The sequence below is a fragment of the Ruegeria sp. YKSD163 genome, from assembly GCF_059612905.1.
The window spans coordinates 161,495-175,748 of the sequence record NZ_JBXWRM010000011.1 but is presented as its reverse complement, the minus strand read 5'-3'; the positions used below and the strand labels follow the sequence as shown (position 1 = coordinate 175,748).

At 65.0% G+C, this 14,254-nt stretch carries 14 protein-coding genes; 7 read left to right on the top strand and 7 right to left on the bottom strand.

Features of this window, described 5'->3' with window-relative positions; all coding sequences use genetic code 11:
- Nucleotides 1-475, top strand: a 475-nt coding sequence (locus tag AC2FNA_RS15765) for a M3 family metallopeptidase (RefSeq protein ID WP_496828103.1), incomplete at its 5' end; no start/stop codon positions are given.
- Between the two features lie 36 nt (nucleotides 476-511).
- Here the strand turns inward: AC2FNA_RS15765 and AC2FNA_RS15760 are convergent.
- On the bottom strand, nucleotides 512-1,429 hold the full coding sequence (locus AC2FNA_RS15760; RefSeq protein ID WP_496828101.1) for a LytTR family DNA-binding domain-containing protein: 918 nt from the start codon (nucleotides 1,427-1,429) through the stop codon (nucleotides 512-514).
- A gap of 436 nt (nucleotides 1,430-1,865) precedes the next feature.
- On the opposite strand from AC2FNA_RS15760, the gene AC2FNA_RS15755 reads away from it, so the two are divergent.
- The 3 genes from AC2FNA_RS15755 to AC2FNA_RS15745 are packed head-to-tail and all read left to right on the top strand — an operon-like array spanning nucleotide 1,866 to nucleotide 5,631.
- Complete coding sequence (locus AC2FNA_RS15755) at nucleotides 1,866-4,694, top strand: Hint domain-containing protein (protein WP_496828099.1); 2,829 nt, start codon at nucleotides 1,866-1,868, stop codon at nucleotides 4,692-4,694.
- A complete protein-coding gene (locus AC2FNA_RS15750; protein ID WP_496828097.1) occupies nucleotides 4,688-5,254 on the top strand; it encodes a hypothetical protein in 567 nt (188 codons plus the stop codon). Before AC2FNA_RS15755 ends, AC2FNA_RS15750 begins: the two co-directional genes overlap by 7 nt.
- On the top strand, nucleotides 5,248-5,631 hold the full coding sequence (locus tag AC2FNA_RS15745) for a hypothetical protein (protein ID WP_496828095.1): 384 nt from the start codon (nucleotides 5,248-5,250) through the stop codon (nucleotides 5,629-5,631). The genes AC2FNA_RS15750 and AC2FNA_RS15745 overlap by 7 nt, the downstream gene beginning before the upstream one ends.
- Before the next feature lie 41 nt (nucleotides 5,632-5,672).
- On the opposite strand, the gene AC2FNA_RS15740 is transcribed toward AC2FNA_RS15745, so the two are convergent.
- The gene (locus AC2FNA_RS15740) at nucleotides 5,673-6,062 is read right to left on the bottom strand and encodes a VOC family protein (RefSeq protein WP_234144896.1); all 390 of its coding nucleotides are present in this window, start codon (nucleotides 6,060-6,062) and stop codon (nucleotides 5,673-5,675) included.
- A 189-nt stretch (nucleotides 6,063-6,251) separates the two neighbouring features.
- On the bottom strand, nucleotides 6,252-6,521 hold the full coding sequence (locus AC2FNA_RS15735; protein WP_496828093.1) for a DksA/TraR family C4-type zinc finger protein: 270 nt from the start codon (nucleotides 6,519-6,521) through the stop codon (nucleotides 6,252-6,254).
- 139 nt (nucleotides 6,522-6,660) lie between these two features.
- On the opposite strand from AC2FNA_RS15735, the gene AC2FNA_RS15730 reads away from it, so the two are divergent.
- Nucleotides 6,661-7,839: a dipeptidase gene (locus AC2FNA_RS15730; RefSeq protein ID WP_496828091.1), complete on the top strand. Its 1,179-nt coding sequence runs from the start codon at nucleotides 6,661-6,663 to the stop codon at nucleotides 7,837-7,839.
- Nucleotides 7,840-7,971: 132 nt separating this feature from the next.
- On the opposite strand, the gene rpoH is transcribed toward AC2FNA_RS15730, so the two are convergent.
- Both rpoH and AC2FNA_RS15720 read right to left on the bottom strand, forming a co-directional pair.
- Nucleotides 7,972-8,868: an RNA polymerase sigma factor RpoH gene (rpoH, locus tag AC2FNA_RS15725; RefSeq protein WP_234137885.1), complete on the bottom strand. Its 897-nt coding sequence runs from the start codon at nucleotides 8,866-8,868 to the stop codon at nucleotides 7,972-7,974.
- 150 nt (nucleotides 8,869-9,018) lie between these two features.
- A complete protein-coding gene (locus AC2FNA_RS15720) occupies nucleotides 9,019-10,047 on the bottom strand; it encodes an RluA family pseudouridine synthase (protein ID WP_496828089.1) in 1,029 nt (342 codons plus the stop codon).
- Between AC2FNA_RS15720 and AC2FNA_RS15715 the strand changes: the two genes are divergently transcribed.
- On the top strand, nucleotides 10,046-10,348 hold the full coding sequence (locus tag AC2FNA_RS15715) for a DUF6476 family protein (RefSeq protein ID WP_496828087.1): 303 nt from the start codon (nucleotides 10,046-10,048) through the stop codon (nucleotides 10,346-10,348). The genes AC2FNA_RS15720 and AC2FNA_RS15715 overlap by 2 nt on opposite strands.
- Nucleotides 10,349-10,520: 172 nt before the next feature.
- Here the strand turns inward: AC2FNA_RS15715 and AC2FNA_RS15710 are convergent, their stop codons facing one another.
- Together AC2FNA_RS15710 and AC2FNA_RS15705 are read right to left on the bottom strand one after the other, a co-directional pair.
- Nucleotides 10,521-11,282 (bottom strand): copper chaperone, encoded by a 762-nt coding sequence (locus AC2FNA_RS15710; protein WP_496828085.1) that lies wholly within the window; start codon nucleotides 11,280-11,282, stop codon nucleotides 10,521-10,523.
- A gap of 5 nt (nucleotides 11,283-11,287) precedes the next feature.
- Nucleotides 11,288-12,751 carry a tyrosinase family protein gene (locus tag AC2FNA_RS15705; RefSeq protein ID WP_496828083.1) on the bottom strand — a complete coding sequence of 488 codons (1,464 nt, stop codon included), beginning with the start codon at nucleotides 12,749-12,751 and terminating at the stop codon, nucleotides 11,288-11,290.
- A 196-nt stretch (nucleotides 12,752-12,947) separates the two neighbouring features.
- Here AC2FNA_RS15705 and AC2FNA_RS15700 point away from each other — a divergent pair, with 196 nt between their 5' ends.
- The gene (locus AC2FNA_RS15700; protein ID WP_496828081.1) at nucleotides 12,948-14,162 is read left to right on the top strand and encodes an MFS transporter; all 1,215 of its coding nucleotides are present in this window, start codon (nucleotides 12,948-12,950) and stop codon (nucleotides 14,160-14,162) included.
- Nucleotides 14,163-14,254: the final 92 nt, after the last annotated feature.

The following is a 14,254-nucleotide window of genomic DNA, read 5'->3' as shown; positions in this document are numbered from 1 at the left end:
GGTGCTGCTGGCCGGCAAGGTCGAGGACATGATCAACACGGTGGTGCGCCAGATCGCGTTCTATGACTTCGAATGCAAGCTGCACGCCGCCCGCCGCCAGGGGGAGTTGACGCCCGAGGATATCGGCGATCTGTGGATGAGCGTGCAGGGCGAAAGCCTTGGGCCTGCGTTTGACTTCATGGAGGGCTATGAGAGCTTCTGGGCCTATATCCCGCATTTCGTGCACTCGCCCTTCTATGTCTATGCCTATGCATTCGGCGACGGGCTGGTGAACGCGCTCTACTCGGTCTACGCCGAGGGCGCCGAGGGGTTCGAAGAGAAGTATTTCGACATGCTGAAGGCGGGCGGCTCCAAACACCACAAAGAGCTTCTGGCGCCCTTTGGCCTCGATGCCAGCGACCCCAAGTTCTGGGACAAGGGCCTGAGCATGATCTCGGACATGATCGACGAACTGGAGGCGATGGAGGACAACTGATCCATCAGGGGCCGGTTTCCAGCCCCGCGCCGCGGCTCAATGCTGCACCTCGTCCTGGCGCGGCGCGCGCAGCCGCCGCTGCTTGCCATATGCCTCGCGAAAGGCGCGGGCGCGGCGTCTGGCACCGGGAATGGCGGTCTGGTCCTTGAGGATCAGTCGCAAGCCGCCATCCCGCTTGGGCCTCACCTGCTGGATATGGTCGAAGGCCACCCAGTAGGATTTGTGCACCTGCATCCCCGCCGCCGGATCAAGCGCCCTGACCAGCGCGCCAAAGCTCTCGCGCACATGGGTCTTGCGGCCGTCATGGTGAACAAAGACATAGTGTTCGTCGGCCTCGACCAGCTTGATCGCATTCGCCGGAACTGTCTCTCCATCCAGGATCACATGTGGTCCCTGCGCGCGCGGTGCCGCGTCGTCCGCAGGAGGTGGGGCGCCATCGCCCCTCTCTGCATCGGCGGGCAGTTGCCGCGTCAGCCGGGCGCGGGCTTTCGGCAGAACCAGCGCGGCGAACAGGAACTCGAAACCCAGATGGATCGCGTAGGCCAGCAGCACGGCGCGGGACACCGAGGCTGCATCCCACATGCCGGGATCGAATGATCCGCTCGCGGACCAAAGCAATGTGAAATCGCTGAGCAGATTGGTGGTCAGGCCGATCAGCGACACCGGCAGCGCGATTGCATGTCTCATCACCCGCGCCAGCCAGACCAGCGTCAGGCTCAGATAGAGCAGCGCCACCCACAGAGCGGCCGCCAGACCCAGGCTCAGCATCAGGGTCTGGGGAAACGTCGTCGGCAGGTTCAGGAGCGAGATATTCAGGACGCGGACAATGGTGGCCGAGAACAGCACGATGAACACGCCGACCGGACATGTCATAAGCGTCACCGCATCCCGGTGCGCCAGCGAGATGCTGTCACCGTTCAGGAAATGAAGGGTCAGCGGTTTCTGCGGACTCATGGTCGACCTGAGCGAAACCCGGTCACGACAGGCACATGCCCCGACCGGTTCCATTGTTGTGTCTGTTGCGTTGCGTGCTCGTTACCTCACTGATCCGCTTAGATAATCATCTGCCGATGACATACCAGTCACGTTCGTTTGAGACGATTCCATCCACCAGCCACCCACCGTCAGAACCGTTCCACCGTTCCCGATAATGAACGGTGACAGCACCACGTTTCATGACACGAAACGCCATCGTTTCCACCACTCGTGACAACAGCGCTGCCGTCGCCACGGCCGCTGCCTAGTGTTCCCGCAGGCGCACTGGGTGGGGGCTCAGACCGCGTCAGCGACGTCAGTGCCGATGGTTCCGAATGCGGTGCCACCCCACGCGGGTGGTGGTTGTGTCCCGATCGGCACTGGCTCGCTGGGGGGCAAACAGGGATCACTGAACATGCAAGACTCCATCTGGCTTTACCTCGGTGCAGCCATGCCCGACCGGGGGATAGAAACCGTGCCGACCCGTCTGGGCGGTACGCTGTTCGAACCTGCCGGATATGTGCCGGTGTCGGCGAACGCCGCGCCCCAGGCCGGGGAGGCGACGATGGCATTGACCTATCGCGCGCCTGATGGCGGCCCGGTGACAGCGGACATCACGGGCGTGCTGTCATCCGCCGTACAGGTAACCTTTGCCGATGGCCGGTTCCAGACCGTCACAGGGGGCACCCTGATACCCCTGTCGAACGGCGACCTGTTCTATGCGGTTGCGGCGGATGACAGCGACGCTATCGCGCCATTCCGGACGCTTGACGGAGCAATGCGGCCCATCGCGACCCTGCGACTGACCGGCAGGCAGCTATACTCCGAGACCGACCTGAACGCCCTGAGCTTTCCACAGGACTTTTCCGCGATCGATCCAAACGGAGTGCTTTCGGACGGAACCGTATCGGGCACCGGCGCGGCGGACCTGATCGATGGCAGGTATCTCGGCGACAGCGATGGCGATCTGGTCGACAATCTCGATGCCAGCGGCCTGAATGGTGAACTGCCCGAAAGCGATGATGACCGGATCGACGCGCAGGGCGGCAACGACACGGTCGACGCCGGGCGTGGCCACGACACGGTGCTGGGCGGCGATGGAGACGACTCGATCGACGGCGGCGCCGGCGCCGACAGCCTGTTGGGCGGGCTGGGCGCGGATTCGTTGGACGGCGGCATCGGCGCCGACCCTTTGTCACCAGTCTATCAACAGGTCACCTCGGCCAACCAAGTCTTGGACGGCGTGAACAGCCGAGCGGATTTCGGGGTGACGACAAACTCTGACACAGGGAATGTGACCTTCATCTCGTCCGGTGCCATCAGCAACGGCTTTTTTCTCGGCAACACTTTCAATATCTCCGGGATCGGATCCCGGGAAACTCACTCCCATGTCGCCTCATCGCAGGCTGCCGGCGCGCGGATCGTGCTGAATCGGCTGGAAAGCCCGGAAGGACTGACAATTTCGGTCGACGGCACTGTGCTCGACCTGAATGCGGCCGTCGCATCCGGAGATGTCGAATTCGATGGCGCGGGCGTCTATGTCATCAGCGCGTCCGGCATGATCGTCAGCACGAGCAACTCCATCGCGGTCACCGGCAATACCGAGTTGACCTTGACCTTCAAGGTACCGCTCAGCCGCATCGACCTCGTGCTGGTCAAGACGAACTTCTCGGACGACGGCGTCGTCTATGCGCTGTCCTTCGACACCAACCCGATTGTCGCGCCGCGCCTTTCCACCGCAAACGACACGCTCGATGGCGGCCTGGGCAATGACCTTCTCGTTGGTAATGATGGCGACGACTCGCTGATCGGCGGCGGCGAAGACGACACGCTCGATGGCGGCTCGGGCGCTGACACCCTGGACGGTGGCGATGGCAACGACCTTCTGCTTGGCCAGGCTGACGACGACTTGCTGATCGGCGGTCGGGGAAATGACACGCTCGATGGCGGTTCCGGCGCGGACACCCTGGACGGCGGCGCAGACAACGACTCCGTCCTTGGCGGTATCGGCAATGACTTTCTGTTTGGCCAGGCCGGCGACGACACGCTGAGCGGCGGCGATGGCAACGATTCGATCTTGGGCGGCATTGGCAATGATTCCCTGCGCGGCGGTGCCGGGGACAACACCCTGTCCGGAGGGGACGGCAACGACACGCTGCTTGGCGATTCTGGCAGGGATTCGCTCGTGGGCGGTGCCGGGGACGACACGCTGGCCGGCGGCGGTGGGGCAGATACCCTGGTTGGCGGCACCGGCAATGACAGCATCTTCGATGGCGGCGGGGACGATCTTGTGTTCGGCTCCGAGGGCAACGATCTCTTCTTCATTGGGCGGGGTCACAACACGATCGGGGATTTCGGCTTTGGCAGCGGCCCCATCGGTGATGGCGACCAGACCAACAACGATTTCGTCAATCTGAGCGGGTTCTACAATCAGGCCAACTATGACGCCGCCGTTTCGAGCGGCCAGATCGACCCGAGTGTGATCCGTAACCCGCTGGAATGGCTGCGCGCGGATCACGCCGATGATGGTGTGCTCAACGACACCGCCGCGGGATGGGCCGCAAATGACAGTCTGACGCTCAGCAATGGCGGCGCGCCGGTCGATCCCGGCCAACTGACCTTCGATACCACCAACGTGACCTGTTTCTGCCGGGGCACGCTGATCGCCACCGCCGCGGGCGAGATCCCGGTCGAGAAGTTGCGCCCGGACGACCGGGTGATCACCCGCGACCGGGGCTATCAGCGCATCCGCTGGATCGGCAGCACCGCACGCGATGCGCATCCCGGCATCGCCCCGGTCCGCATTCGCGCGGGCGTGCTGAAGAACACCCGCGACCTGCGGGTCTCGCCCAATCACCGGGTTCTGATGATGGGGCCGATGGTCGAGTTCTTTCTGGGCCAGTCCGAGGTTCTGGTTCCCGCCAAGTTCCTGGTCGGCGGCAAGGGCATCACCCAGGACCCACCGGGCGAGGTGCAATATTTTCATATGCTGTTCGATCAGCACGAACTGATCCTGTCCGAAGGCGCCTGGAGCGAGAGCTTTCATCCCGGCCAGGTAGGCTGGTCGACCCTTTGCGACGCGACCCGGGCAGAGATCCTCACCCTGTTTCCCGATCTGGACCGGGCAACCGGAGCGTCGGGGATGTCGACCGCCCGCTATGTGGCCGACCGGCGCGAGGCGCTTGTCCTTCTCCAGACACTCGAGGGGCACGGACTGTCGAACAAGGAGATCGTACCATGCTGAGACAACAAGACAGGATTCATGCACCGGACCCGCGCCGTCATATTGACGGCACGAACAATCCACAGGCAGGTCAGCATGGCGACCTGCTTCCGTCCGGGGCAGCCCCGCTTCTTGCGGTTGGCAGCGGAGTGGCCGGGGCCTGCGTCGGAGTGGTTGCGCTCGTGCTGGGCGAGGGGATCGGTGTGGCGCTCATACTCTACCTTGCAGTTTCGCTGACACTGTTCATCTGCGGGCTGGCTCTGGCCCTAGTCGCGGGCTGGAAACAGCCCCCTCCAGAGCCGCGTGTTCCGGTCGAATGCGACGCGACGGATGCGGCGCGAGCGGCGTATGTGCGCAACCGGCGCCGCCGTATCCTGATCGGGATTGCGCTGCTTGCCGTCCTCGTCGCATTCACGCTGACCGAAAGTGTGGCCATCCGGCAATGTATCGTACTCCTGAGCGCCGGGCTTTTTCTGCGCCGAACTTTGGTCGGTCGCACGCGCAAGCCATCCAGAGTGGCCGCTGCCCCCGATTGCGAATCCCACACGGCGATGCCCGAGGCGGGCAAGACCGCATGGTGATGGATATCCATCGCGAGCGCGCAGCCATTCTAGGGACCAGCCGCGACGAGGACGAGGCCCGCGTGTCCGCCCGCGTCAAACTTCGGTTCAGCCTCGCCGGACAACAATCACCCGAGACAAGCGCGATCGTGGTCAGCGTCGCGGTCACCGCCGGACACAACCAGCCCTGGCGTCGAACCCGTCGCGAGATCCTGGCCAGCGCCTGGCATTGGCTTGAGCGCTATTTCGATGGTGCCAGCCTGGAGAGTGGAGACGGGAACCTGTTTTCCGACATCTTCGAGGAAAAGCCGTGGCAGAAGGGGTCCGGCCTGACACCGACGCAGGAACGCAGCCTGCGACGCGACCTGCGCCGGATCACGCGGGAACACGCGTACTGACGGGTGATGCGGCACGACAGCAGGTGCCGTGCCGCACGGGGTCAGCCTGAGAACCCACCGTGCACGATCTCCAGCTTGTTGCCCCATGGGTCGCGCAGATAGGCGGCAAAGACCCCAGGCATCGGATAAGCCTCGCGCGGACCGGGCGCACCTTCGTCGGTCGCGCCTGCCGCCAGCCCGGCGGCATGACCGGCCGACACCGCGTCGCGGCTCGGGGCAGCAAACGCGACATGCGCGCCATTGCCCGCGCTGGCCGCTCCGCCGTCAAAGGGCGACAGCAACAGGAACGCGACGCGCTCTCTGCCGTAGGCGGCGAACCCCTCACCCGAGGCAAGACAGCTGATGCCGAGGCTCGACAACAGTTCGGTGTAGAAGGTCTGCGCTGCCGCCACGTCGGGCACGCCAAGGCTCAGGTGGTCGATTGTGGTCATGATTGTCCTCACAAGGTTGTCCAGGGTAGTCGGTCGGACGGCGCGGCCAATGTTTGACCGGGTCCGCCGAGCGGCGGCTTATGACAAGCCGGCTCCGCCACCTTCGATTGCCTCAGACCGTTCTGTGTTGGAATGCCAGCCCGTCCGGAGTTTCTGCCGGATCGTCCGCCGTTGCCGGGTGTACCCGGATCACTTCAGCTGACTGTCTTTCGACCCACGCCGGTTGATGCCCCCGCGCAGCTTGACGGCGCCGTCGCGCTCCTGCTGACAGTCCAGGCACAGCTTCACCCCCGGTATCGCCTGTCGGCGCGGTTCGGGGATCTCCTCTTCGCATTCGGCACAATGGGTCAGGCTCTCGCCCACCGGTGCGCGGCGCGCCTGCATCCGCGCCAGCTCGTCCGAAATCGACGCCTCGATCTGTTCGCTCACCGCGCCGTCGCGGGCCCAGCCTCCGGCCATGATCGCTCCTCCCTTGGGACCATCATCCTAGCGCGGCCACGCGACGATGCAACTCTGCCCGACCAGACGCAGGGTCAGTCTTTGCCCTGACATATTCGACGCTTAGGCTGGCGCCAGATCGCATCAGGGAGAGTTGATCATGCGGAAGGTTCTGAAATGGGCGGTGCGACTGCTGGTGCTGGCGGCGGTTGCCGGGGCGGTCGTGTTCTTCGGCTTTCTGCCTGCATATGTCGAGGACACGTCCAACAACGTGATCGAGCATGCCCCTTATCCGGTGAGCGAGGAGGCCGCTGCTCTGCACAAGGAGATGATCGTGGGCGACTGGCATGCCGATCCGCTGCTCTGGAGCCGCGATCTGAGCCAGCGCGGCACCCGCGGCCAGGTCGATGTTCCTCGCCTGATCGAGGGCAACGTGGCGCTACAAGTGTTTACCGCCGTTACCAAATCGCCGGCCGGGCAGAACTATGACAGCAACTCGGCCGAGGCGTTCGACAACATCACCCTGCTGGCAGTGGGCCAGCTCTGGCCGCTGCGCACCTGGACCAGCCTGCGCGAACGGGCGATCTGGCAGGCGGAAAAACTGCACAAGGTCGAGGCCGCCGCCGATGGGCGCCTCAAGATCATCAAGACCGCCGCCGATCTGGAAGAAGTGCTCGCCGCCAAGGCGCGCGGCGAGGCAATCGTGGGTGGCATCCTGGGGATCGAGGGCGCGCATCCGCTCGAAGGTGATCTTGCCAATCTCGACCCGATCTTTGACGCCGGGCACCGGGTCTATGGGCTGCAACATTTCTTCGACAACGAGCTGGGCGGTTCGCTGCATGGCGAGGCCGATACCGGCCTGACCGAGTTCGGCCGCGCGGTCGTCGCCGAGCTGGCCCGCCGTCCGGTGATCATTGACCTGGCCCATTCCAGCCAGCAGGTGGCGCGCGACGTGCTGGAGATGACAGACATGCCGCTGGTGGTCAGCCATGGCGGGCTGCACGGCCATTGCCCGGTCAAACGCAACTATCCCGACGACCTGATGCGCGAGATCGCCGCCACCGGCGGGGTGATCGGCATGGGCTACTGGGCCGAGGTCGCCTGTGACGACATCACCCCCACCGGCATCGCCAAGATGATCGTCAAGGCGATCGAGACGGTGGGCGCCGATCATGTCTCGCTGGGGTCCGATTATGACGGGTCGGTGGAAACCGCCTTCGACACCTCGGAACTGGCGGCGCTCACATCGGCGCTGCTGGATGCTGGCGTGAGCGAGGATCAGGTCCGCAAGGTGATGGGCGACAACATGGTCCGCGTCCTGCGCGCCCGGCTGCGGTAAGCCCTGACGGGCGAGCGGGTCTGGTTGCCTCGCCGCATGACGACATCGCGCCCTCTTTAGAGAACGCACAACAAGAAGGGCCCCGCCGGGCCCCTCTCTTCATTCCGCCATAAATACTCACCTGCGGGCCGGTCAGGCCGGGATCAGCATGCCCTTTTCGCGGGCCAATTCACGCATGCGCTTTTGCAGCTTTTCAAAGGCGCGCACCTCGATCTGGCGGATGCGTTCGCGGCTGACATTGTACTGCGCGCTCAGATCCTCCAGCGTCACGGTCTGGTCCATCAGCCGCCTCTGGGTCAGTACGTCCTTTTCACGCTCGTTCAGCACATCCAGCGCCGAGGCCAGCAATTCGCGCCGCGCCTCCAACTCGTCGCGCGCCTCGTAATCTGCGGCCTGGTCGGCGTCTTCGTCCTCCAGCCAGTCCTGCCATTGCATCGTGCCTTCGCCTTCGGATCCGACAGTGGCATTCAGCGAGGCATCGCCGCCGGACATACGCCGGTTCATGCTGATCACGTCATCCTCGCTCACGCCCAGGTCATGGGCGATGCGGGCGACGTTCTCGGGGCGCAGATCGCCCTCTTCCAGCGCGCCGATACGGGCCTTGGCCTTGCGCAGGTTGAAGAACAGCTTTTTCTGGGCGCTGGTGGTGCCCAGTTTCACCAACGACCACGAGCGCAGGATATACTCTTGGATCGCGGCACGGATCCACCACATGGCATAGGTCGCCAGGCGGAAGCCCTTTTCCGGGTCGAACCGTTTCACCGCCTGCATCAGGCCTACGTTCGCCTCGGAAATCACCTCGGCCTGGGGCAGGCCATAGCCGCGATAGCCCATGGCGATCTTGGCGGCCAACCGCAGGTGGCTGGTGACCATCTTGTGGGCCGACTCGGCATCCTGTTCCTCGACCCAGCGCTTGGCCAGCATGTATTCTTCTTCCGGCTCCAGCAGCGGGAACTTGCGGATTTCCTGCATGTAACGGTTCAGGCCGCCTTCGGGCGTGGGGGCCGGCAGGGTGGTGTAATTCGCCATGATCAATGTCCCTCCCAAATGTTTAAGGACTTAACATAGGATATGGGTCGCCTTTTTTGCCCATTCAAGGGTCAAGGGCTACGATACCGAAATTAAGCTTCGATTAAGAAAATGTGAGACCTCGCCCATCACCTTGCCGTGCGAAGTGTTTCAGGCTCGGCGCAGCACCTCGATCAGCGTTTCTAGATCCTCCGGCAAAGGCGCGGAAAAGCTCAATTTTTCACCGCTTATCGGATGCTCGAACCCCAGCAAAGCGGCATGCAGCGCCTGGCGCGGAAAGGCGCCGATGGCCTCGACCGCTTCGGGTGACAGCGCGCGTGGGGACAGTTTGCGCCGCCCGCCATAGACCGGATCGCCCAGCAGCCCGTGGCCCGCATGGGCCATATGGACCCGAATCTGATGGGTCCGTCCGGTTTCCAGCCAGCAGTCGATCAGCGACACGGCAGCGGGCTGGCCAAAGCTCTCGACCACCCGCGCCCGCGTCACAGCGTGCCGCCCCCCATGGAACACGACCGCCTGCCTCTGGCGGTCGGTCGGGTGGCGGGTCAGCTGCGTGGTCAGGCGCAGGATGTTGCCCGGTTCGAAACTGGCGCCCTTGACGCCGCGCAGGCGCGGATCGCTGCCGTCGGGAACCCCGTAGCACAGAGCGGTGTAATGCCGTTCGGCACTGTGGGCGGCAAATTGCGCGGCCAGACCGTGATGGGCGGCATCGCTCTTGGCCACTACCAGAAGGCCGCTCGTGTCCTTGTCGATCCGGTGCACGATACCGGGCCGTTTGACCCCACCCACCCCCGACAGATTGTCGCCGCAATGGGCCAGCAGCGCATTGACCAGCGTGCCCGAAGGCGTGCCCGGCGCCGGGTGCACCACCATGCCGGCGGGCTTGTCGATCACGATCAGGTCGTCATCCTCGTAGACGACCACCAGCGGGATCGCCTCGGGTGCGATATGGCTCTCCTCGGCCTCGGTCAGGGCAATGGCCACCTGCGCGCCCTCGGCGACGCGCGCCTTGGGGTCGGTGACCACCTGCCCGTCGATACTGACCGCGCCCTCGGCAATCAGCCGCGCCAACCGGGTGCGCGACAGCGCCGCCTCCTCTGGCACATCCCGCGAAAGCGCCTTATCAAGGCGGGGCGGCGGTGCCGCCGAGATGACAAATTCCAGCCTGGCCTTATCCATGACCGCCCCTTCCGATCCCTCGATACCGCAGGAAACCCCGCAACTGAAACTGCTGCGGCGCATGGTCATGGCATTGACCGCGGTGATGATTGGCGGGGTTCTAGTGACATTCGCGTTGATTGTCATCCGTCTGAGCGACCGCACCCCCACCTTGCCCGATCAGGTCGAGCTTCCCGACGGCGCCCGCGCCGTGGCGGTCACCATCGGCAGCAACTGGTTCGCCGTGGTGACCGAGGACGAGCGTATACTGATCTTTGACAAGACCACCGGCAAGCTGCGCCAGACGGTCACGACGAACTGACGTCAGGTCACCTGAAATACCTATACTTTTGTATAAAAGCCTATACCCCTGCACGCCGACACGTGCCGCGGCCTATGCTAGTGTAAACCTCAGGTGACAACCACCACTCACTCACGGACGGGTTCGAGGCGTAGGGGGTATCTCTTCGAACCCGCCCGACACAAAGGCCAGGTCAAAACCGGCGCAGACCGGTGAGAAGGCGCGATTGAGACGGCGCAAGCCCGTACAACGCGACAATGCCGGGCGGCACCCTCCACAGCGCGGGTGCCGCTGGCATGGCCCGCTCGACCAGCAGAAAGACTGCCACCAGCACCATTGCCGCGCCATGTCCGCCCTGCACCGCAAGGGGCACCAGCATCCATGGCCAGCACGCGCCCAGGCAGGCGCCGCCATGCGCCAGCCCGTGATCCAGCGCGGCGCGGGCCGCACGGACTCGCCCCGCGGGCAGCCAACGCATCCGGTGACAACGGTTGCGTGCTGCCTGCGCGAGGGGTGAAGCACTCCAGATCAGCGCCGCGCCCAGCAAGAGTGGCAAGGCCGCCGGGCCGCTGGCCAGCAGCAGCGCCAGCGGCACCAGCACCAGCCCCGCCAAGCTCCAGACCACGAGATAGGCCAGCGCGAACAGCGCCACTGCCACGCCGTGTTCGGCGCGCGCCGTGCTCTGCCAAAGATGCGCCAATGGCGCCGAGATCAGTGGCGGCATCATGGCCAGCACCATCAGCACCCAGCCCCCGACCAACAGCCCCGGCGCGGGCAGCAGCAACGCCCGCGCCGCAGGATCGGCGAGCTGGGCCAGCGACAGCCGACCACAGAGCTCGACCAGCCCATGCCCGGCGGGCAGCAAGAGCGACATGCCCAGCGCCGTTACAGCCAGAGCCAGCAGCCAGGGCATCGGTCCCAACCGCAGATGCGCCGCGACAGCACGCAATGGCACGGGAATCATCCCATTTCCTGCCTATAAAGGCTGACCCGCTCGACCGTGATCTCTGTTTCGGGTGCTCCGGGCTGACTCAACTCGACCGTTAGACGCTCCAGCGCGCCGGGGGCCGCCATTTGTATCTCGCGCGCGAGGTCGGTGATGTCGATCGCCAGCGACAGGCCGTTGCCCGCATGCACGCCCTCGGTGGAACTGGCCTTGCCCAGCCCGAACAGCGCCACGGTATCGGCCAGCCGCAGCCCGCCCCCCTCGCCCGGCAATCGCAGATGCACTTGCAGCACACCGGCCGCCGCCGCTCCGCGCACGCCTTCGAGGTTCAGGTAGAGCCGCGGTTCCGGGCCCAGGCCCGGCGGCGCGGCAAACTCGGTCGCGGCGCTGGCGGGGATCGCGATCTCGGTTGTGGCGGGTGTTGCCGCGACACGAAGCGGCGCAGTGTTCGAGCCAAGCAGCGCCGAGCTGCCCGCCCCTCCGGACGTGATCATCACTCCCTCCGTCACCGGGCCACCGGCCACCACTTGGGCAATACCGGTGCCATCATGCAGGCTATCATAATCGGGAGCCAGCGAACCACCGGGCAGGGTCTGGCCGGGCAGGAACACATCGCCGCCGCCAGCCGGGTTCGGCATCAGGAACTGGCGCGGAAACGGCCCATTCGACCAGGCGCCACTCGCCTCTTGCACATTGGCCGGGTCGCTCATCCATGCCGCCCAGAACCGGTCGATATTGCAGTGATGCATCCAGAAGATCGGGTCGAGCGCGGCATAGTCCGGGTCGCTCATCCAGCCCGCCACCGGCTGCACCCCGCCCACCATCACGTGGACACGGTTATGCGGATCGCCTTCGACCGCGCCGGTCAGGCTGCCCTGCTGGGCAAAACCGCTGATCGCGCCGCCATAACCCTCGGTCCCCGGCGCGGCGGTAAAAGGCAAGCTGCGGGTCTGCGCCGCCAGGCTGATATCGCCCGGAAACCAGGGCTGCGGCCCCAGCACCTGCATGCCGTTTCGGCGCACCTGCGACAGCGGGTTGGCGCTGCCATCGGGCAGGGTCGGGTCGAGGAACTCAGGTGGGATCGCCCGGCCGTTCGGATTGCTGTCCGAGAGATAGTTCCAATAGGGCAGCGCCCAGTCCTGCGGACCCCCGGGCTGAGCCGAAATCCAAGCGTCGAGAATGGCCTCGAAAGCAGCAAGATAGCCCCTGTGCCAGGGTAGAAAGAACCAGCCGGCATGCTGGCACTGGTTGAAGACGAGGTCCTGCTCGCCCTGCGGCGGCAGGGCGCCAGCCGAGGGCACGATGCCCTGTTGCACCCAGCCGGGAATGTCTATGCCGTGAATGGCGGCCAGATACCACCAACTGGTGCGATCGGCGGGCGCGCGGGCCTGCAGCGCGCGCACCGCGCGGGCGTACCAGAGCATTTCGTCGGACCAGGGTCCGTTCAGTTTGGCGATATCCTTGCGAGTTCCGGCCATATCTGTGCCTCCGTCTGCTGAAAAGTGCGTGTTCAAACTGCGGCTCCCCGGCGAGATTGGGCCAGGGATGATTTCAATGGTGAAATGCTACCAAAGGTTGCCGAGATTCTCACCTGTTGCTTTTCGCCCGGTTGCGACCGCACCGATCCCGAATTTGTCACTGGTCTTGGCGCGCAACCGCCCCTAGCGTGCCGGTATGACTCACCCGGTTCACGACAGCGCCTATTCCTGGTTCCGTCTGCTGATCACCCTGGCCATCGCCACGGTGGCCAATGTGGGCATGTGGGCGGTGATCGTGGTGATGCCCGCTGTCGAGACGGAATTCGGCGCCGGGCGTGCCGAGGCGTCGATGCCCTATACGCTGACGATGATCGGCTTTGCGCTGGGCAATCTCTGGCTGGGCCGGCTGGTGGACCGGTTGGGGGTGACCTGGGCACTGATCGGGGCGGCGCTCTTGAGCGCGTTCAGCTATCTGCTGGCCACGCTGGCGTCCACGATCCTCTGGCTCTCGGCGGCGCATCTGTTGCTGGGGCTGGGCACGGCAGTCGGCTTCGGGCCGCTTATCGCCGATATCTCGCATTGGTTCCTGCGCCGGCGCGGCATTGCCGTGGCGCTGGTGGCCAGCGGCAACTACCTGTCGGGCGCAGTCTGGCCGACGCTTCTGGCAGACATGCTGGCCGAACGGGGTTGGCAGGCGGTCTATCTGACTCTGGCGCTGGTCACCCTGGCCGCTGTGATCCCGCTGTCGCTGGTCCTGCGCCGCCGCCTGCCCGAAGAGGCGCATGGCACCGCCGCCGCCACCGCCCAGTTGAACGCGCGCAGTGCCGGGCTGAGCCCGCGCGCGCTGCAATACCTGCTGGGCATCGCCGGCATCGGCTGTTGCGTGGCGATGTCGATGCCGCAGGTCCATATCGTCGCCTATTGCGTCGGCCTGGGATATGGCCCGGCGGTGGGGGCTGAGATGCTGTCGCTGATGCTGCTTGGCGGGGTGGTTAGCCGGGTGATCTCGGGCCTGGTCGCCGACCGGTTGGGCGGGGTGATGACGCTGCTTGCGGGCTCGGTCCTGCAATGCGCGGCGCTGTTCCTGTTCTTGCCCTATGACGGCCTGGTGCCGCTCTACGTGGTCAGCACCCTGTTCGGACTGGCCCAGGGGGGCATCGTGCCCAGCTATGCGCTGGTGGTGCGCGAATATCTGCCCCCGCGCGAGGCTGGCGCACGCGTGGGTTTCGTGATGATGATGACCATCCTCGGCATGGCCCTGGGCGGATGGATGTCGGGCTGGATCTACGACGTCACCAGCAGTTATACACTCGCCTTCGTCAACGGCATCATCTGGAACGGGCTGAACATCGCGATTATCCTGTGGCTCATGCTCCGCTCGCGGCCCCGCGGTCAGGCGGTTCCGGCCTGAAACCGGAACACAAGGGGCATTTGCACTCGTATCCGACGGCGAATCGTCGGTAAATCGACGGACCAAGGTCCCCTGCCCGGATATCACCCGAT